This window comes from Vibrio sp. 99-70-13A1, from assembly GCF_013114625.1.
In the GTDB taxonomy this organism is placed as follows: Bacteria; Pseudomonadota; Gammaproteobacteria; order Enterobacterales; family Vibrionaceae; genus Vibrio.
On record NZ_VTXD01000044.1, the window covers coordinates 1 to 19,060 of the forward strand.

The 19,060-nt window shown below is 40.8% G+C and carries 17 protein-coding genes, 1 tRNA gene and 1 other RNA gene; 14 read left to right on the plus strand and 5 right to left on the minus strand.

Annotated elements, in window-relative coordinates; translation table 11 throughout:
* Window positions 1-70: 70 nt before the first annotated feature.
* Window positions 71-155: transfer RNA gene (locus F0226_RS19965), tRNA-Tyr, on the minus strand.
* A 343-nt stretch (window positions 156-498) separates the two neighbouring features.
* Between F0226_RS19965 and F0226_RS19970 the strand changes: the two genes are divergently transcribed.
* From F0226_RS19970 to F0226_RS19980, 3 genes are all read left to right on the plus strand, one after another.
* The gene (locus tag F0226_RS19970; protein WP_171737288.1) at window positions 499-1,572 is read left to right on the plus strand and encodes an efflux RND transporter periplasmic adaptor subunit; all 1,074 of its coding nucleotides are present in this window, start codon (window positions 499-501) and stop codon (window positions 1,570-1,572) included.
* Entirely contained in the window at window positions 1,572-4,685 is a 3,114-nt protein-coding gene (vexH, locus tag F0226_RS19975; protein ID WP_171737289.1) for a vibriobactin export RND transporter permease subunit VexH, read from the plus strand. The genes F0226_RS19970 and vexH overlap by 1 nt, the downstream gene beginning before the upstream one ends.
* 212 nt (window positions 4,686-4,897) lie before the next feature.
* Window positions 4,898-5,215 (plus strand): DUF1244 domain-containing protein, encoded by a 318-nt coding sequence (locus F0226_RS19980; RefSeq protein ID WP_137374624.1) that lies wholly within the window; start codon window positions 4,898-4,900, stop codon window positions 5,213-5,215.
* 183 nt (window positions 5,216-5,398) lie between these two features.
* On the opposite strand, the gene F0226_RS19985 is transcribed toward F0226_RS19980, so the two are convergent.
* Window positions 5,399-6,463, minus strand: coding sequence for a PLP-dependent cysteine synthase family protein (locus tag F0226_RS19985; protein WP_171737290.1), 1,065 nt, complete (start codon window positions 6,461-6,463; stop codon window positions 5,399-5,401).
* 156 nt (window positions 6,464-6,619) lie between these two features.
* Between F0226_RS19985 and F0226_RS19990 the strand changes: the two genes are divergently transcribed.
* Window positions 6,620-7,078, plus strand: coding sequence for an Lrp/AsnC family transcriptional regulator (locus tag F0226_RS19990; RefSeq protein ID WP_171737291.1), 459 nt, complete (start codon window positions 6,620-6,622; stop codon window positions 7,076-7,078).
* Between the two features lie 114 nt (window positions 7,079-7,192).
* On the plus strand, window positions 7,193-7,855 hold the full coding sequence (locus tag F0226_RS19995) for a hypothetical protein (RefSeq protein WP_171737292.1): 663 nt from the start codon (window positions 7,193-7,195) through the stop codon (window positions 7,853-7,855).
* Between the two features lie 167 nt (window positions 7,856-8,022).
* On the opposite strand, the gene tesB is transcribed toward F0226_RS19995, so the two are convergent.
* Complete coding sequence (gene tesB / locus F0226_RS20000) at window positions 8,023-8,886, minus strand: acyl-CoA thioesterase II (protein ID WP_171737293.1); 864 nt, start codon at window positions 8,884-8,886, stop codon at window positions 8,023-8,025.
* A 161-nt stretch (window positions 8,887-9,047) separates the two neighbouring features.
* On the opposite strand from tesB, the gene F0226_RS20005 reads away from it, so the two are divergent.
* Window positions 9,048-9,476: a YbaY family lipoprotein gene (locus F0226_RS20005; RefSeq protein ID WP_171737294.1), complete on the plus strand. Its 429-nt coding sequence runs from the start codon at window positions 9,048-9,050 to the stop codon at window positions 9,474-9,476.
* Window positions 9,477-9,571: 95 nt separating this feature from the next.
* On the opposite strand, the gene F0226_RS20010 is transcribed toward F0226_RS20005, so the two are convergent.
* A complete protein-coding gene (locus tag F0226_RS20010) occupies window positions 9,572-9,874 on the minus strand; it encodes an MGMT family protein (protein WP_171737295.1) in 303 nt (100 codons plus the stop codon).
* 51 nt (window positions 9,875-9,925) lie between these two features.
* On the opposite strand from F0226_RS20010, the gene F0226_RS20015 reads away from it, so the two are divergent.
* From F0226_RS20015 to F0226_RS20040, 6 genes are all read left to right on the plus strand, one after another.
* Window positions 9,926-10,666: a hypothetical protein gene (locus F0226_RS20015; RefSeq protein ID WP_171737296.1), complete on the plus strand. Its 741-nt coding sequence runs from the start codon at window positions 9,926-9,928 to the stop codon at window positions 10,664-10,666.
* 100 nt (window positions 10,667-10,766) lie between these two features.
* A complete protein-coding gene (locus tag F0226_RS20020; protein ID WP_345776537.1) occupies window positions 10,767-12,818 on the plus strand; it encodes a GGDEF domain-containing protein in 2,052 nt (683 codons plus the stop codon).
* Window positions 12,819-12,970: 152 nt separating this feature from the next.
* An RNA gene (gene ffs, locus F0226_RS20025) (signal recognition particle sRNA small type) lies at window positions 12,971-13,067 on the plus strand.
* Between the two features lie 124 nt (window positions 13,068-13,191).
* On the plus strand, window positions 13,192-13,818 hold the full coding sequence (locus tag F0226_RS20030; RefSeq protein ID WP_171737297.1) for a TnsA endonuclease N-terminal domain-containing protein: 627 nt from the start codon (window positions 13,192-13,194) through the stop codon (window positions 13,816-13,818).
* Complete coding sequence (locus F0226_RS20035) at window positions 13,819-15,726, plus strand: DDE-type integrase/transposase/recombinase (RefSeq protein WP_102549358.1); 1,908 nt, start codon at window positions 13,819-13,821, stop codon at window positions 15,724-15,726.
* Entirely contained in the window at window positions 15,726-16,709 is a 984-nt protein-coding gene (locus tag F0226_RS20040) for a TniB family NTP-binding protein (RefSeq protein ID WP_241823037.1), read from the plus strand. Before F0226_RS20035 ends, F0226_RS20040 begins: the two co-directional genes overlap by 1 nt.
* 2 nt (window positions 16,710-16,711) lie before the next feature.
* On the opposite strand, the gene F0226_RS20045 is transcribed toward F0226_RS20040, so the two are convergent.
* Window positions 16,712-17,014: a helix-turn-helix transcriptional regulator gene (locus F0226_RS20045; protein WP_017090655.1), complete on the minus strand. Its 303-nt coding sequence runs from the start codon at window positions 17,012-17,014 to the stop codon at window positions 16,712-16,714.
* Between the two features lie 101 nt (window positions 17,015-17,115).
* On the opposite strand from F0226_RS20045, the gene F0226_RS20050 reads away from it, so the two are divergent.
* The gene (locus tag F0226_RS20050) at window positions 17,116-17,661 is read left to right on the plus strand and encodes a hypothetical protein (protein ID WP_171737298.1); all 546 of its coding nucleotides are present in this window, start codon (window positions 17,116-17,118) and stop codon (window positions 17,659-17,661) included.
* Window positions 17,655-19,037, plus strand: a complete 1,383-nt coding sequence (locus F0226_RS20055; RefSeq protein WP_171737299.1) for a DEAD/DEAH box helicase family protein — start codon at window positions 17,655-17,657, stop codon at window positions 19,035-19,037. The genes F0226_RS20050 and F0226_RS20055 overlap by 7 nt, the downstream gene beginning before the upstream one ends.
* Window positions 19,038-19,060: the final 23 nt, after the last annotated feature.

A 19,060-nucleotide genomic window follows, 5' to 3' on the forward strand; every position in this document is an offset into this window, starting at 1 on the left:
TAAATTGATGTTTTCCCATAAGCCCATCAATCAGGTTGTTCTCTTAACTCTTATAGAGGTAAGAAGAATATGGTGGAGGGAGACGGATTCGAACCATCGAAGGCGGAGCCGGCAGATTTACAGTCTGCTCCCTTTGGCCACTCGGGAACCCCTCCAGGGTGTTTTTCCTATCTCATAATGGATAGGCTAAAGAAATGTTTTTCCCAACGCATCTCTCAAGTTCGGAGCGCATCATAGCAAACACGTAAAACCTGTAAAGGGTTTTTCTAATGCTTTTGTGTTGAATGCTGACTTTTTGGGCAAAGGTGCTGAAAACTGCGCGTTTTGTTCGGTTACTAAGCATCTTTTCCTTAAGATAATTGGTATTAAGGAAATTGATGTTTCTATCTTTCACCTATTTACGGATATTTACACTTCTTGACGTTATAAATGGCTTCAATTGATAGAATATGTCTAACTTCATTTGCAGATACCTATTTTTACTTGCAGACCAATATTATGAAAAACAAAACAATTATCTCACTGCTAAGTCTGTCTATTCTCATGGCTTCGCCAGTAGCAATGTCAAAACGTATGGGACCAAGCTCAGTTACTGTAGTGACAGAGCAAGTTGATATTCATCAAGTTAATCAGTCGCTTTCTTTGATCGGGAAACTAGAAGCTGAGCAATCAGTTATTATTTCTTCAGAAGTATCAGGGAAAGTGGATTCAATACATATAAAAGCCAATCAAGAAGTAAAACAGGGACAAGTGCTCGTTTTACTGAATGATGACAAAGCAAAAGCAGCCGTTGCTGAAGCAAAAGCCTATTTAAAAGATGAACAGCGTAAACTTGCCGAATTTCAACGTTTAGTTAAGCGTAATGCGATTACACAAACGGAAATAGATGCACAGAAAACCAATGTTGATATCGCCAATGCACGGTTGTCTGCTGGAAATGCAAATTTAAAAGATTTACACATTACTGCTCCTTTTGCTGGCACTGTCGGATTTATCGATTTTAGCCGCGGTAAGATGGTGAGTGCAGGGACAGAATTAGTCACTCTAGACGACCTTTCCGTTATGCAACTTGACTTGCAAATTCCAGAGCGCTACCTATCTAAGCTGTCTGAGGGGATGGAAGTCACGGCGCAAACCAGTGCATGGGGAGACACAGTCTTCACGGGTATAGTGGTTGGTGTTGACTCTCGAATTAATGAAGAAACGCTTAACCTACGTGTCCGTATCCATTTTGATAATGAAAATCGTCAGCTAAAGCCTGGGATGCTAACTGCAGCTAACATGAACTTCCCTGCGATTGAAGCGCCTATCATTCCAGTTCAGGCTTTAGAATACTCAGGGACTAAACGATTTGTTTATGTTGTTGGTGAAGATAATAAAGCGACGCGTACTGAGGTGTTCTTAGGTGCTCGTATTGGTAATGAAGTTGTTATCGAGAAAGGCGTTGAAATTGGTCAGAAGATAGTTGTTCAAGGCATTGTGAACATGCGTGATGGTATTACAGTGCAAGAACTTGGTGCATCACAACCGACCGTTAAAAAAGATAAGCCAGCAAAAGAAGGATCTAACTAATGCTGTTATCTGACGTCTCCGTAAAGAGACCAGTTGCAGCCTTAGTGTTAAGTTTGCTTCTGGTTGTATTTGGTATTGTCTCTTTCTCGAAGCTCGCAGTTCGAGAAATGCCAGATATTGAAAGCCCTGTAGTTTCTATCAGTACTCGATATGAAGGGGCATCTGCCACCATCATTGAGAGCCAGATAACGTCGAATTTAGAAGATCAGTTATCGGGTATTAGTGGAATCGATGAGATTGAGTCCACCACACGTAACGGTATGTCGCGTATTACCATTACGTTTGAATTAGGTTATGACCTTAACACTGGTGTAAGTGACGTTCGTGATGCTGTTGCTCGTGCTCAGCGTTCATTACCTGATGAGGCCGATGATCCCATTGTTTATAAAAACAATGGTAGTGGTGAAGCGTCTGTTTATATCAACTTAAGCTCGACAGAAATGGACCGAACGCAGTTAACCGATTACACAGAGCGTGTATTGATAGACCGCTTTAGTTTGATTTCAGGTGTGAGTTCAGTCGATATCTCGGGTGGCTTGTACAAGGTAATGTACGTGAAGCTAAAGCCGGCATTAATGGCAGGTCGTGGTGTTACTGCTTCTGATATCACTTCTGCCCTGAAAAATGAAAACATCGAAAGCCCGGGTGGTGAAGTTCGAAATGATGCGATTGTTATGTCTGTTCGTACTGCTCGTTCATACACAGAAGCCAGAGATTTCGAATATTTAGTGGTTAAGCGCGCTTCAGATAACTCACCAATCTATTTAAAAGATGTGGCTGATGTTTATATTGGCGCTGAAAACGAAAACTCGACCTTTAAGAGTGACGGCGTAGTAAACGTTAGCATGGGTATTGTTCCTCAATCGGATGCAAACCCACTTGAAGTCGCAGATTTAGTGCATAAAGAAGTCGAAGACATCCAAAAGTTCTTACCTGATGGTACAAGGCTAGCGGTTGACTACGACTCTACTGTTTTTATTGACCGTTCGATCTCAGAGGTTTACAGCACACTCTTTATCACCGGTGGTTTAGTTATTCTCGTGCTTTACGTCTTTATTGGGCAAGCTCGTGCAACGCTTATCCCAGCAGTGACTGTTCCTGTTTCTTTGATTTCATCATTTATTGCTGCTTACTATTTTGGCTTCTCTATTAACCTTATAACGCTAATGGCGTTGATCTTATCTATCGGTTTGGTGGTTGATGATGCAATCGTAGTTGTTGAAAATATCTTCCACCATATTGAGCGTGGAGAATCGCCTCTACTTGCGGCTTATAAAGGTACGCGTGAAGTAGGGTTTGCGGTTATCGCAACAACGTTAGTGTTGGTTATGGTGTTCTTACCAATTTCGTTTATGGACGGAATGGTTGGGCTACTGTTTACTGAGTTTTCTGTATTACTTGCGATGTCGGTAATCTTCTCATCGATAGTGGCACTAACATTAACGCCTGTTCTTGGTAGCAAAATTTTAAAAGCCAATGTTAAACCTAACCGTTTCAACGTGTTTGTTGAGCGTATGTTTGGCAAATTAGAAAGCGGTTATAAAGGCATTTTACGTCGCGCGTTGAATTGGCGTTGGGCAGCTCCTATCGTCATCATTGCGTGTATGGGGGGCAGCTACGGTTTAATGCAACAAGTACCTGCTCAATTAACACCTCAAGAAGACCGTGGCGTTATTTTTGCGTTCGTTCGTGGTGCTGATGCAACCAGTTACAACCGTATGTCAGCAAACATGGATATTGTTGAAGAACGCTTAATGCCACTTCTTGGTCAAGGGTTCTTGAAATCATTCAGTATTCAATCTCCAGCATTTGGTGGTAACGCCGGTGACCAAACTGGCTTCGTTATCATGATTTTGGACGATTGGGATGAACGTGAAGAAACAGCTCAAGAAGCATTGAATGAAGTTCGTAAATCACTAACGGGTATCCCTGATGTTCGAGTTTTCCCATTCATGCCAGGTTTCCGAGGTGGTTCGAGTGAGCCTGTTCAATTCGTACTTGGTGGGTCAGATTACAGTGAACTGCAACAATGGGCTGAAATTCTAAAGCAAGCAGCAGAAGATTCCCCAATGATGGAAGGTGCTGACATTGATTACTCTGAAAAAACACCGGAGTTATTGGTAACCGTTGATAAACAACGTGCCGCAGAGCTTGGTGTGACCGTGTCGGATATTTCAGACACGTTAGAAATCATGCTTGGTGGTAAGAGTGAAACAACCTTCGTTGAGCGGGGTGAAGAATACGACGTTTATTTGCGTGGTGATGAAAACAGCTTCAACAATGCCACCGATTTAAGCCAAATCTACATGCGTACCCAATCTGGTGAGTTAGTGACATTAGATACGCTGACGCATATTGAAGAGGTTGCTTCGTCGATCCGCCTATCTCACTACAACAAGCAAAAGTCGGTGACCATTAAAGCGAACTTAATGGATGGTTATACACTGGGTGATGCTCTCGATTTCCTTGATCAACAAGCAATTGAGCAGCTGCCTGGGGATATATCAGTGAGTTACTCAGGTGAATCTAAAGACTTTAAGGAAAACCAATCCAGTATTCTGGTGGTATTTGCCTTGGCTATGTTAGTCGCTTATTTAGTATTGGCCGCTCAGTTTGAAAGCTTCATCAACCCATTAGTTGTCATGTTTACCGTACCTATGGGGATCTTTGGTGGTTTCTTAGGGCTAGTAGTGATGAGCCAAGGGCTTAATGTGTACAGCCAAATTGGTATGATCATGCTGATTGGTATGGTAACTAAAAACGGCATTTTAATTGTTGAGTTTGCAAACCAATTACGTGACAGAGGCATTGAGTTTGAGAAAGCAATTATCGATGCAGCAGCAAGACGTTTACGCCCAATCTTAATGACTGCATTTACGACATTGGCGGGTGCAATTCCATTGATTACTTCAACGGGTGCTGGTTATGAAAGCCGCGTAGCAGTAGGTACCGTGATCTTCTTTGGTATGGGTTTCGCTACTCTAGTAACGCTCTTTGTTATTCCAGCTATGTATCGCTTAATCTCTGGTTCAACTCGTTCACCTGGTCACGTTGAGGCTGAACTTAATAAAGAACTGAGCCATGATACGATTGGTAGAACAAATCACGGTTAGTTATTACGTGACACGACTAGTTATTCCATGAAAGTGATGAGTTGTTTGCGCTTTTGCGTAAGTAATATCACGAGACAGTAAATTGCTGTTCTGATGAAAAGCCTGCATTTGTGTATAGCGAATAGCAGGCTTTTTTTGTATAACAGGTAGGCTGAACAGAAAACCTGAACTGGAAAAATAATAAACAACGAAACATTATGAAGGAAAGTAAAGTGGCAGAATTCAAATACAAAAACCTTTCTCAAGAAGAACAAGATAAATTAGATGCGGCGTCATTTCGTCGTTTGCTTGCACACTTAGACGATAATAAAGACGTTCAAAATATTGATTTGATGATACTTGCGGGGTTCTGCCGTAACTGTTTCAGTAAATGGTACAAAGCAGAAGCTGAGCAGTTAGGGGTAGATATTGATATTGATGATGCTCGTGAGCGTGTATATGGCATGACTTACGATGAGTGGAAGCAAAATCACCAGCCAAAAGCGACAGCTGAACAGCTTGCAGCATTTGAAGCAAAGCAAAAAGATTAATGCAGGTTCAGGATTCAAACTCAGGAAGTGTTTGATGCGTGATTAAAGCACCTGAAATCAAAAGAGCCCGTAAAGGGCTCTCTAATATTGAAAATGGCGTACTGACTTTTCTTGGGGTAGTCTTTTAAGCCCAAAGCCCAAAGCCCAAAGCCCAAAGCCCAAAGCCCAAAACCAGAAGCTGAATTACATCTCACCAGTTTGGTCGAAGGCTTCTAATTTTGCGGTGTACTCTTGTAAGTCGCCGATATTTTCACGAATCCATTCATCGTTGAAGTAAGTATCTAGGTATCGTTCACCACTATCACATAATAAAGTCACGATAGAACCTTTCTCGCCTTTAGCTTTCATATCAGAAGCTAACTGAAGAACCCCATACATATTTGTACCAGTAGAAGCACCCACTTTTCGGCCTAGCATTTCAGACAACCAATGCGTCGTTGCAATGCTTGCTGCATCAGGGATCGTACGCATTTCGTCAATCACTCCGGTGATAAAACTTGGTTCAACGCGTGGGCGACCAATACCTTCAATCTTACTGCCTTTATCACCAGTAATATGCTTGTCACCTGTTTTAAAGTAATCGTGGAAAACCGAGTTTTCAGGGTCAACAACGCACAGTTTTGTTTCATGTTGCTGGTAACGAATGAAGCGTCCAATCGTTGCTGAAGTTCCGCCAGTACCCGGGCTCATCACTACCCATGTTGGAACGGGGTGATCTTCCATCTGCATTTGATTAAAAATGGAATTAGCGATGTTGTTGTTTCCACGCCAGTCGGTTGCACGTTCTGCGTAAGTAAACTGATCCATGTAGTGACCATTGAGTTCGTCAGCTAAACGGTAAGATTCAGCGTAAATTTGATCCGAACGATCGACCAAGTGCGCTTGTCCGCCATAGTACTCAATTTGGTCAATTTTAGTTTGAGCTGTAGATTTTGGCATCACAGCAATGAAAGGCAAACCAAGCAGTCGAGCAAAATAAGCTTCTGAAACCGCAGTACTGCCAGAGGATGATTCGATCACTGTCGTTTCAGGACCAATCCAGCCATTACAAATCGCATAAAGGAATAATGAACGAGCTAAGCGGTGTTTAAGAGAACCTGTTGGGTGTGTGCTCTCATCTTTTAGATAAACATCAATACCTTCGATGCTAGGAAGATCGAGTTTGATTAGATGAGTATCCGCAGAACGTTGGTAATCGGCTTCGATTTTACGGATGGCATTATTGATCCATTGATGGTCTGTACACATAGAAAACTCCCCAAGCAGCAAAGCCGCCGTCTATTCGTTATTATTAGTTAGTATGGTGATAATTTATCTATTTTTCTGGAGAAAAGCTTTGCTATATTTACTATGATTGATGGGTTTTAGAGAAAAATTTTCTACAATTATTGGGTGTTAAGGGAAATGTTGGATTCGATTGATAAAAAAATACTGAGTTTGTTGCAGCAAGACAGTACATTATCTCTAAGTGATATGGCTGAAGCTGTAAATTTAACGACGACACCATGCTGGAAAAGGTTAAAGCGTTTAGAAGAAGAAGGCGTGATAGAAAAGCGAGTCGCTTTGTTAAACCCGGAAAAGTTGGACCTTTCTTTTACTGCTTTTGTATTGATAAAAACCAGTGACCATTCTCATGAATGGTATGGTCGATTTGTCAGTACCGTCTCAGAGTTTCCGGAAGTCATGGAATTTTATCGAATGGCCGGAGAATATGATTACATGATGAAGGTTCAGGTGAGGGATATGAAATGCTTTGATGAATTCTATAAACGTTTAGTGAATAGCGTTGATGGGATTTCTAATGTCACTTCCACTTTTGCCATGGAGCCACTGAAATATACAACTGCGCTACCAATCTGTTAATAGACCCATAGTTAATAAAAGATAGATTAATAACAGATAGGTTAATAATCTAAGGTTAATAGATCGGTTTTAATACCTTACTCAATATACATCTAACTTTCTGCGGAGCGACTTATGTTTGCAAAGATCAATACTGCTGTTCAGCTACTTTTAGCTGTTGCGGTTTTTTATCTCGGATATTCAATTCATGGATTTACGAGTAAAGTCGGTGAAGTTATTGATACATACCCACAAGTTATCTCTGATTTAGAAAGTCTGACAAATGATCTACAAGTTGATGAATGGCTAGTTGTTGCGAAAACGGTGGAGGAGGTGTTGCCTCAAGCTCTAGAATCCGTTGAGCAAGTCCGAATGACCGTGGATAAAGTGAATCAAACGGTGAGTTCAGTTGATAAAAAAATACCGCTAATTCTGGATGAAGTCGAAAATATACGTTCTGTCTCCGTTCCTGCTGTCCTTTCAGAAGTGAAACGAGTTCGAGTTGAAGTGGTACCACCAATGTTAACTGAGCTAAAAGGGTACCGAACACAAGTGGTTCCGCCATTACTTTTAGAAAGTGAAGGTTATCGTCACAAAACTGTGCCAGCCATGATTACTGAATCTCAATTATTACGTGCCGAAATTCCACCAATACTAGTGAAAGCGGATCAAGTGATTGATAAGTCGAAAATCTTAGCTGAAGAAGTAACTCAAGGGGCAGTAAAAGGCGTTGTCTTATCTCCAATCAATTTACTCAGAGACGCTGGAAACGAATTGAAGCTAAAAGTTCAAGAGTAGTGCTAGCAGTGAATGCAATTAACGAACTTTAACTTGCTGATTCAAACACTAGTTAAAGTGCTGAAAGCCGTTGGATTGAACATTAGTTAAACACTTAAAGCTCTGGTATCTGCCAGAGCTTTATTTATTTTGAAACCTTCATAAACGCATGAATGATTCGAATCTGATTATTTATTAGTAAAACGCATCACGCCTTCTTGAACAGCTGTCGCGACTAATTCACCTTTTTGGTTGAATATTTCTCCACGCACAAGCCCGCGAGTGTTGCTTGCTGTAGGGCTTTCAATCGCATAGAGAAGCCATTCATCCATTTTGAACGGGCGATGGAACCAGATAGAATGGTCAATAGTGGCAACTTGGAAGTTTGGAGTCATCAAAGAAACTTCATGAGGGTGCAATGCGGTAACTAAAAATCCCCAATCAGAAGCATAAGCCATAAGGTATTGGTGAATCAGTTGGTTATCGGGCATTTCGCCATTAGCACGAACCCATAGGTATTGCTTAGGTTCGGTTTTCTTTGGCTTCAGCGGATTAACGACAGTCACCGGTCGCATTTCGATAGGCTTTTCGCCACAAAATGTTTTTCGCAATTTCTCTGGTAAAAATTCAGCAATGTGGCTGGCTAATTCAGTTTCTGAAGCAAAGTTTTCAGGCCCTGGAATATCCGGCATGGTGTTTTGGTGTTCAAAACCTGGAGCATCACCATGATAAGACGCGGTTAAATAGAAAATAGGGCGACCATTTTGAATGGCTTTTACCCGTCGAGTGCTGAAGCTTCTTCCATCTCGCAAGTTTTCTACATCATAAATGATTGGTTTTTCAGGATCGCCAGGAAAGAGAAAGTAACTATGAAATGAGTGTACGCTTCTATCTTCTTCAACGGTGTATCGTGCCGCAGAAAGGGCTTGTCCTAGTACTTGCCCACCATATACTTGAGGCAAACCTAGATTTTCACTTTGACCTCGGAAGAGCCCTTCTTCCAGTTTTTCGAGCTGGAGCAAGTTTAATAGTTCTTTTAGTGGTTGACTCATTGCCCGTGTCCTTCTTAGAAAATACTCGTCAGAATAATGTGTTAATTTTCTAGCTCAGTCAAATAACTGTCAATAAATCATATGGATTCAAGACAGAATACGAAAGCTTTCATATACTGAGTAAATGTCGGATTTGACTGGTTAATTTTAAGAGAGAAAATATGAAAAAGGCACTGCTTGTTGTGATTTCACTAGTGACATTGGGGTTACTATCTGGTTGCCAAACTGCACCAAAACCAGAATTGGAAGGCAGTAGCATTAAAACGGTTTCAGGAACGGTGACTTACCGTGAACGTATTGCACTACCTGAAGATGCAATTGTGACAGTAACATTAGAAGACATCTCACTTGCTGATGCGCCTTCTACCGTTATTGCAAAGCATCGTTTTGCTACCAATGGAGAACAGGTCCCGTTTCAATTTGACCTTGGTTACGACAGCAAAAAGATAAAAGAAAATCACAGATATAGCGTAAGAGCAAAGATAGAAGTGAATAACCGCCTACGTTTTACAACTGACACCGTTGCGCCAGTTATAACGGATACCTATGAGACTGATTATGTTGATTTACGTTTAGTTGGAGTGAGATAAGCTTTCAGCTAAGTTTCTTCACTTAAGCTTTCTCAACTAAGCTTTTTTGAATTAAGTAATTAATTTATAAATATGAACATTGTGATATGGCAGCTTTAGGGCTGCCATTTGTATATTCGTAGCTTCACTTTTCCTTTGTCACTGACTTCAATGCCTTCCTTCTCTAGTGCTGTTTTTTGACGTTCGAAATTTTCGCCGACCAGTGACAATTCTCCTTTACTGTTAATCACTCGGAACCAAGGGAGTTTACTGCCTTGCGGAAGGTTGCCTAATGCTTTACCAACATGGCGAGCGTAGCCAGGAAAACCTGCAAAACGTGCGATGTCTCCATAAGTTGTTACTTTTCCTTGTGGAATTTGGTGAATTACAGCAAAGATTTGAGATAAAAATTGGTCCATACTAAAAAGTCCTAGTTCAGAATTACCACGGATCGGTAGAAGGAGAGAGCTATGGTATTCACAACATTTCAATTCTTGATCACAACATTATTAGCGGTCGTGTGTGCAAGAGCAATCAGTTTAAGTGATGGAGATATTCCAGTGCTTGCGATGGTTATTCCAGCGCTCTGGATATTGCCACAGGGTGGTATTGCTGGTTTAGCTCTATTGGCGTCTATGACGGCTTATGGGCTAACGCTTCCTCTTCAACCTATCACGCTTTCAGTCAGTGTATGGGTGTTATTCCCACTGCTTATGGTTGTATTTTCAAAAAGAAGCAGCTTATCGGTTGTGATTATATCAGGTCTAATTGTCACTACATTGCAAGTTGGGATCATGGTAACTCAATCGGCTGGCAAGCTTGAAGGCACACCATGGGTGACGATCGTACAAACCCTCGCTATTATGGTAATTTGGTGGGCAGCTAATCATTTGAAGCCAATTAGTCGACACAGCTGGTGGTCATTAGGTTTAATACTGCCGTTGTGGATCGCAGATTTACCCTACGCAGCATTAATTGCTTTGAGTGTCACGGGGATTATGGCTTCAATGGAAGCTCTTACAAAATTAAAAACCTTTCGTTGGAATAAACTTTTATGTTGGACATTACCTACGGTAGGCTTTGCTGCATTAGTTGTAACACCAAGTATTGAAGTACCCAATCCCGTTTTCGTGGTTTGGTTATGCTTACTTGGTACTGCATGGATGACAGACTACATACTTAGAGCTGAAGACGAACAAAACACAGAATAAGACAATCAATACCCAGCTAGGGGGTCTTTGTTCGTTTGTACAGTAAACATGGATAGAGCTTACCGTTGATGCGGTAAGTAAAAATACAGAGAATTGCAGCGTGCAATATTTTTATAGGCTTACCTGGCTACTGCTCAGTGTAATGGCGTCAACATCCATTACACAGGCAGGGCAGCAACATGATTCTTACACCGTCGCGACAGAAGCGGATGACATTGTGACGAGAGTACTTTTCGATGCCATTTCTGAAGAGTTCAACATTCCCATTCATTATAAAGATTTTTCCAGCTTTGACGCTATTCTTGATTCCGTAGCTCAAGGCACCAGTGACTTTGCTGCAAATGTTACTCACACCGAACAGCGATCATCCATATTTGAATATTCTCGCCCAACTAACATTGAATATACTTTTCTATTTAGCGAAACAGGTAAAAACCTGGATGAAGTGACGACAGTTGGAGTGCCCAAAGATACGATCTATGGAAATTTAGTATTATCTCATTTCCCAGGTATTAATATTGTGGAGTATCAAGGGCATGATGAAGCCAAATTGTTACTTCAAAGCCATCAGGTTGAAGGCGTCGTTGATGCTATTAATCAGTTAAAACCAATGCTGATGGCAGGTTTCAATTCTCAACTTTTAAATAACCAACTGACCATAAAACCTGTCTCGATTATTGCTAAAAAAGGTGAGCATGTAGCAGACCTTACGCGCTTTACCGACTTTATTTATTCTGAAGGTGTACAGCGATTACTAAGAGAAACCGTTAATCAGTATCAGTACGATCTTAGACGAAATTCGATAAGAGAGCGGGTTGCGATGAGTGGTATTGACACATCACAGCCACTAAAAGTAAAGCTGGAAAATATTTACCCTTATGCTCAATTTGATGCGTCAGGTCTGCCTTATGGCATTAGCGCTGAAGTGATATTTGAAGCATGTGACATTCTTACTTTGAAATGCGAAGTCGTAAATGAACCGAATGAAACATGGGAAAGCATGTATCAAGATTTTCTGAATCAAGACATCGATATTATTGCACCCTTGGTTATTTCTCAGTCGAGACGGAAAATTGCTAACTTTACCTCTTCGCATTATTCCCCTCAGTCAATTCTCGTAAAAAGGATTGGTTACAAAGATAGGGTATATCAGAATATTTCTGAGCTAATTTCTGAAAGAATTGGCGTAGTAAAAGATGATTTTTTTGATGAGCTATTAAGTTTGTTGCTGCCTAATAAATCCCTCCATTATTACAACAGCAATGCAGAGTTGATTGACGCGTTACTGAATGAAGAAGTGGATTATATTGCGTATAGTTTAGCTGGCTTAAGCCACGTATTTCGTGAGCAAGGCTTGCTGCCTATTACGCCTGCGCAATCCATTGGCAGTATTTACCAATCACAAATAGCGATTGGATTAATCAAAAATGAAAAAGGAGCTCTGCTTGCTCCACTATTTGATAAAGCCTTAGCAATGATAGATACAGAACGAATCAATCATAAATACGATCAATTGCCAGATTGGCGTGAAACATTAGAAGCGGAGCAGCAATTATCCCGACGTTCTCAAGGCTTATTTATTATTGTGCTTGGCTTCATGCTTGTCACAACTATTTTATTGAACAAACAAGCGCATACCGATTCACTCACCAAACTACGTAATAGGCGGAGCTTACAGCGTAAATATCGTAGAAAAGTGAAGCCTTGGCATGCGGTAGTTTCTCTAGATATTAATCATTTTAAACAGATAAATGATACTTATGGTCATGAGGTGGGGGATTTAGTTCTTCAGCAATATGCTAACGTTATTAGCACCTATTGGAGAGGCTATGGTTACCGTGTGGGCGGTGATGAATTTGTTTTGATAGGTGAAGCTAGCGGAAGTGACTTAGATACGATAATTGAGCAACTGAGCGAATTTATGTTTATCAGTGAAAAACATAGTTTGTATCTGTCAATTACCGTTTCCGTTGGTGTATCGGAAAATAGAAATGAGGATAAGCACTTATCTGAAGTATTGGCTAAAACTGATTCAGCAATGTACCAATCTAAGAGGGACATTGGGAGAAAATGTACCTTTGTCGATGAGCAAGGAAAATGCGGAAAAGTGTATAACCGATCCGCAGAGAAGAGCACACAAAAAAGTGCTTAGTTCGGTGGCACAATAGACAGATTGTTTGAATAAACAACGGTTAAACCAAAAAAGTAAGATTCCTCTACTAAGGTGCTTGCAATAGAGATCCCGATGCTTGATAATCCAGTCACTCACTAAGGCAAGCCTTATTGAAACAGAATCTATGGAGGCCCTGGTCCTCCCGCAACACTAACTCGTGAACTCGGTCAGGCCTGGAAGGGAGCAGCCGCAGCGGGCGACGTGTGTGCCGGGATGTGGCTGGGGCTTCCACCCATTAAATGTCGCTGAAACCATATCCTGTCCAAAAAAAACCATAACCTGTCCTTTTAAAAGTCATAAAGTGTCCTATGCTTTATTTAGTTGTTTTCTTACAACGAAAATAGGGACGCGTATGTATATTCGTAATCTTCGTAAACCATCACCGAATAAAAATATCTTTAAGTTTGCTAGTGCAAAGAACAAAGATACGATCATGTGTGAGGGAAGCCTAGAAAAAGATTGTTGCTACCATTTCGAGTACGATGCCGATGTTGTGAGTTTTGAATCGCAACCTAAAGGGTTTCTTTATGACTTTGATGGCAAGCAACTACCTTATACCCCTGATTTTTTTGTTATTTATACAGATGGTTGTTATAGCTTTGTTGAAACTAAACCCTATTCAAAGACATTAAGTAAAGAATTTAAACTTAAGTTCCGAGCACGTAAGCAAGCTGCAAAAAAGCTTGGATTTGATTTGATATTGGTTACAGACAAGCAGATTCGAACGGGTTATTTCTTAAAAAATAGTGAAATGGTGCATCGCTACAGTGGGTGTATTGAAGGAGACTCGCTAACAGACGCTGTTCTAGAAGAGCTACTGATTTCAAAAGCTATCAAAATTTATGAACTAGCTCAAAGGATCAGTTCTTCTACAGGAGAGGTTTTTGCTTCAGTTCTTCGATTAATTTCTGTTGGAAAAGCTAGAACAGATTTTGACTTAGAGATGCTAAATGAAAATAGCATTATTTCGGTTAACTAAATGAGTCGGCATTTTAAGGATGAGTTCGACCCTATACACTCTGAAGGTGCAGAACAAGAGTTTTTGTCATTACCCGAGACAAAACGCACCCAACTCCAGTATGACTCGTTAGATAATACAAAGACTTATGAACGAGATTTGGCTTCATTCCCTCCGGAACAAAAAGAAAAAGCGCTACAACGGTATAAATTACTTTGTTTGGTTCATAAAGATCTCAAAGGTGGGTGGACTCCAAAAAACCTCAACCCGATTATTGACCAGCATATCGATAAAACTTCGCTTCCTAAGCCAAGTTATAAGACGCTAATAAGGTGGCATCAAGCATTTAGTGGTAGCCATGGAAGTTTTACAAGTTTGGTCGATAAGAATTATTTGAAGGGAAATCGGGAACCAAGGGTTACTGGAGATGAAGTATATTACGAAAGAGCTTTAGAGCGGTTTCTAGATGCTGTTAGACCGTCAATAAATGCAGCGTATCAAGTCTATTGTGACGAAATAATAATAGCGAACGAAACCATAATCTCTGGAAAAATCCCCACAGTTTCATACGAATCATTTAAGAACAGAATCAAGAAAGAACAACCATATAGCGTAGCACTAGCTCGACATGGAAAGTACTATGCCGACAAGCTTTATCACTATTATCAATCAGTACAAATGCCTACTCGAATCTTAGAGCGAGTCGAGATTGATCACACCCCTTTAGACTTAATATTACTTCATGATGATTTACTTATCCCCTTAGGTAGAGCCTATCTCACACTCTTAGTTGATGTCTTTAGTGGTTGTATCATTGGTTTTCATTTAGGCTTCAAAGCTCCAAGCTATGTCTCTGCTTCAAAAGCTATTCTCCACTCGATTAAGAAAAAAGACTACATTTCATCGTTACCTATCGAACTTCAAAATGAATGGCCATGCAGTGGAAAGATAGAAAATCTGGTTGTAGATAATGGTGCAGAGTTTTGGTCCAAAAGTTTGGAGGATGCTTGTACTGAATCAGGGATAAATATTGTCTTTAACAAGGTAAGAAAGCCATGGTTAAAACCTTTCGTGGAGAGAAAGTTTGGTGAAATAATCCAAGGTATGGTCGGTTGGGTTCCGGGTAAAACATTTTCTAATGTGCTTGAAAAAGAAGACTACAAACCAGAAAAAGACGCAGTTATGCGCTTTAGTGTATTTGTTGAAGAGCTGCATCGTTGGATTGTCGATGTTCATAATGCTAAACCAGATACGAGAAACACTCGTATACCTAACTTGTATTGGCAGAAAAGTTTTGAAGTACTGCCTCCAATGCAGCTTTTAGCGGAAAAAGAAAAAGCTTTTAGTGTCATTATGGGGCTTCTTCATGTCGGAGCGCTAACGAGCAAAGGCATTAAGTACAAACACTTAGAATATGATTCTGTAGCGCTAGAGCAATATAGAAAACAATACCCCCAGACCAAACAGTCTCGGAGGAAGAAAATAAAAATTGACCCCGATGATCTATCTACTATCTATGTTTATCTCGAAGAATTGTCAGGCTATATAGAAGTACCAAGTAAAAACTCTGATGGGTATACAGATAACCTGAGTCTGTGCGAGCATCAAAGGTTAGTGAAAACACACCGAGATTATATTAAGGGAGAGATCAACGCGTTATCGTTGGCTAAAGCGAGAATGGCTTTACATGCTCGCATCAAAAGTGAGCAAGCGAACCTAAGAGAGATGTCCCTACCTGAAAGAACACGAAAGGCGAGTGGAACTAAAAAAACTGCGGAGTTAATTGGGGTTAATAGCGATAGTTCTAGTAATAAATCAAATATTCCTACTTTAGTTACTCACGAAGAGGAATCAAACGCAAACAAAGTGGAGCCGATCGATGATTTTCGTGCTAAATGGAATCGACGCAAAAAAGAGAGGAGCAGTTAGTGTCCCAACCAATGTCCAACTCTCATATTGATTTAGTTTTGTCGGATTATCATGATTCCTTCACTACCTACCCCGAAGTAGAGAAAGTATTTGCAGGTCTTGATTGGATAATTAAACGCAGGAAGTTTGGAACGTTCGTACCCTCTATGTTATTAACTGGTGGTACAGGCGCAGGGAAATCGGCTCTGATTAAGTATTATGTTGCTAACAATCTTTCAGCAAAGGAAGTGCTAATAACTAGAGTTAAACCAACTCTACATGAGACCTTGCTTTGGATAGCGAAAGAACTCAGTGTTTATAAAAACCGTAAAGCTAAAGCGTCGGATATTGGTTTGGAGACGTATGTCAGTGCGTGTATTAAACAAACGGATTTAAAATTAATAGTGATCGAAGAGTGCCAGGAACTGTTTGAATGTACAACACACAACGCAAGGCAAAATATTAGGGATCGTCTTAAGATGATCAGTGATGATTGCCGGTTGCCAATTGTTTTTGTCGGTATTCCAAGCGCTAAGTTGATATTGGAAGACTCTCAGTGGGAAAGACGGATTATGGTCAAACGAGAGCTGCCATACATCAAAATAACAGATGAGGCATCAATGGATCGTTACATGGATTTATTAGAGGCGATGGAGACCTCAGTACCTATGCCTTTTGAGATAGATCTAACAGATGTCGATCTTGCAATGAGGTTATTGGCGGCCAGTCATGGAATGGTGGGAATGCTGAAAGAACTCATTGCATCAGCATTAGAGTCAGCATTATTAGCAAAACAGCTAGTTATTCGAGTTGGTGACTTTGCAATAGGCTATGAAGCGATTTTTGGGATAGATGTATCAAACCCTTTTACTGTCGAAATTGACGATTTAGCGATCAAGCAGATTGAATCCTATGAGGAATATGTGCCTGATGCAGAGACTGGTGAATTAAAGTTTGTCGGTCAGATATTTAACAACCTATCAATGAAGCAACTATTAGGTTAAAGCTAACTTCTCAGCTTTTCCAACAACACCGCCTTCTCTTCATCACTCATCTTATCAATGGCACACGCTAACTCAGCGCTCAATTCGCTCCTACAGAAAAAGTAATTCAGCGGCACATCTAACTCTTCAGCCATGCGCTCAAGCGTACCAATGTCAGGTACATGCCTGCCTTTCTCGTAATGATTCATACGACCGCTAGCAGAACTCTGCTCCATACCAATTTTCACCCCTAAATCTTTTTGGGTGATCTTAGCTTTTTTACGCGCAGCTTTGAGCCTCGCTGGGATAGGGTTGTCTTTTTGCACTTACACATTTCTTTTCAACCTTTAGATAACTTAGATTGTCTAAGTTTTACTGATTTTTGTATACTTAGCAATCCTAAGTTTTTATTGCCTGTAAGAGTCACATGAAGAAAGTAACCAGAATTAACCCTCACATGTTTAACCTATTGATTGAAAAAGGGATGGATAATTTTTCCGTCACAGAAGCTAGGGATGCTTTGCTGACCAGTTGTGCGACCTTCCCGAGTAAGGACGACGCTCGAAAGTATGTTTATAAGCAACTTCTATCACTTGAGGAGAAAGGTTGGCTTTCTGTTATTGGGACTCGCAGAGACAAACGCTACCATCAAACTAACGAATTCAAAGCGCTCACAATTGAGCCTAGAGTGGCTAGAAATAGGAAAGCTAAAGTCGATTCAATAGTTGTTCAAACTTCGGAGTACTCTATAAATGCATTAGAGCAAGAGAAGAAACAGCATGAAGGCGAACTGGCGATTACTCTAGGTGAAATTGAGGAATACCAATCATTGTTAACGCGTTTCCCAAACAACAAGCAAGATATGCAGCCGCTATTTAATGCAGCAAGAGAACGCTCAGCCAAGCTATTAGGCAGAATTAATGCACTAACCAACTGGATGCAAGTCGCGCAAAGTAAGGCTCATCAATGTTAAGAGCATGGCAAGCCGAGTGTGCAGCTCAAGTTATCGAGAAATTCACTTTAAACAAGCATTCACACTTCTTCTGTCAAGCAACCCCAGGATCGGGTAAAAGCGTTATGGCCGCCGAGGTTGCGAGTCGGTTATTTGAAATTGGCATGATTGACTTGGTGCTGTGTTTCTCGCCCTCTCTGGCTGTTGCTGAAGGGATGCAAAAGACCTTTTCATGGAAGCTCGAATGTTCCTTTAATGGAGGTTTGGGTTCTCTTGGGGGCTCTTACACCTACCAATCAATCCGTTTTTTGGATGAAAATTTTTGGTACACCGTCAGCAAATATCGAGTTTTAGTCGTATTTGATGAGATCCACCATTGCTCGTTTGATGATGAGGGGCGGTCAAACTCATGGGGGCTAGAAATTGTCTCGAAGATCCAAGGCTTTGCTCGTTATACTCTAGCGCTATCGGGTACTCCTTGGCGTTCTGATCGACTGCCTATTGTCATGGCTGAGTATTCTGATCCTGATGGCAAGATTGTTTGCGATTACCAATACGGCTTGCAACAGGCTGTTGAAGACGAAGTATGCCGCCGCCCTAAAATCGTTTTAATAGATAATGAACATTTGAGCGTTAAGGCTGGCAGTGACAATCAACACTTCGCTTCAATTCTTGATTGCCTTAAACAATCCGATGTCTCTTATCAAAGCGTCATTCACAACGAAGACGCTATGAATTACATATTAAAAGGTGGTTGCCAAAAGCTAGCTCAGATAAGGCAAGACTCTCCAAGTGCCGGAGGCTTGGTGGTTGCTGCTTCTATCAAGCACGCTAAAGACATTCAAAAACGACTTGTTGAGCACTTTAATCAATCAGCATGCATAGTGACTTATCACCATGATAATCCGTTACACGAAATTGAGTCGTTTCGTCACTCAACGGTTCAATGGATAGTCAGTGTTGGGATGATAAGTGAAGGAACGGATATTCCAAGGCTTCAAGTTTGCTGTCATATGAGTTCGGTAAAAACGGAACTCTATTTTAGGCAAGTGCTCGGGCGAATTTTAAGAATCAATGACTCCCCCAACCAAGAAGCGTGGTTGTATACCTTTGCCGAAGAAAGTTTGATTAGGTTTACTGAAAGGATTGAGCAGGATATTCCAGAGTCGTGTCTATTTTTTAAATCGAATGAACGGACTGATGAATCAGATAAGGCGCAGAGTTTTACTTCTATAGATTTGTCGAACGACAAGATTATGGTATCTGGGGAGTCCTCAACTCAACTAAATTGGTCAAAAGTTGATGGGGTTCAAAACGCTTTTTACTCTGATTTCGAGGGTTATGATGAGTTACGTTTAGGTGATTTTAAACAAAGAGTTATCGCAACATTCACTTAATCACACCGTGAATAATGCGCACT

What these genes read in the sequence shown, in the direction of transcription:
- F0226_RS19985 (WP_171737290.1), bottom strand. Translation starts at nt 6,463, where the DNA reads ATGTGTACAGACCATCAATGGATCAATAATGCCATCCGTAAAATCGAA.
- tesB (WP_171737293.1), bottom strand. Translation starts at nt 8,886, where the DNA reads ATGAGTCAACCACTAAAAGAACTATTAAACTTGCTCCAGCTCGAAAAA.
- F0226_RS19970 (WP_171737288.1), top strand. Translation starts at nt 499, where the DNA reads ATGAAAAACAAAACAATTATCTCACTGCTAAGTCTGTCTATTCTCATG.
- F0226_RS20035 (WP_102549358.1), top strand. Translation starts at nt 13,819, where the DNA reads ATGAGTCGGCATTTTAAGGATGAGTTCGACCCTATACACTCTGAAGGT.
- F0226_RS19990 (WP_171737291.1), top strand. Translation starts at nt 6,620, where the DNA reads ATGTTGGATTCGATTGATAAAAAAATACTGAGTTTGTTGCAGCAAGAC.
- F0226_RS20010 (WP_171737295.1), bottom strand. Translation starts at nt 9,874, where the DNA reads ATGGACCAATTTTTATCTCAAATCTTTGCTGTAATTCACCAAATTCCA.
- F0226_RS20030 (WP_171737297.1), top strand. Translation starts at nt 13,192, where the DNA reads ATGTATATTCGTAATCTTCGTAAACCATCACCGAATAAAAATATCTTT.
- F0226_RS20050 (WP_171737298.1), top strand. Translation starts at nt 17,116, where the DNA reads ATGAAGAAAGTAACCAGAATTAACCCTCACATGTTTAACCTATTGATT.
- F0226_RS20055 (WP_171737299.1), top strand. Translation starts at nt 17,655, where the DNA reads ATGTTAAGAGCATGGCAAGCCGAGTGTGCAGCTCAAGTTATCGAGAAA.
- vexH (WP_171737289.1), top strand. Translation starts at nt 1,572, where the DNA reads ATGCTGTTATCTGACGTCTCCGTAAAGAGACCAGTTGCAGCCTTAGTG.
- F0226_RS19995 (WP_171737292.1), top strand. Translation starts at nt 7,193, where the DNA reads ATGTTTGCAAAGATCAATACTGCTGTTCAGCTACTTTTAGCTGTTGCG.
- F0226_RS20005 (WP_171737294.1), top strand. Translation starts at nt 9,048, where the DNA reads ATGAAAAAGGCACTGCTTGTTGTGATTTCACTAGTGACATTGGGGTTA.
- F0226_RS20015 (WP_171737296.1), top strand. Translation starts at nt 9,926, where the DNA reads ATGGTATTCACAACATTTCAATTCTTGATCACAACATTATTAGCGGTC.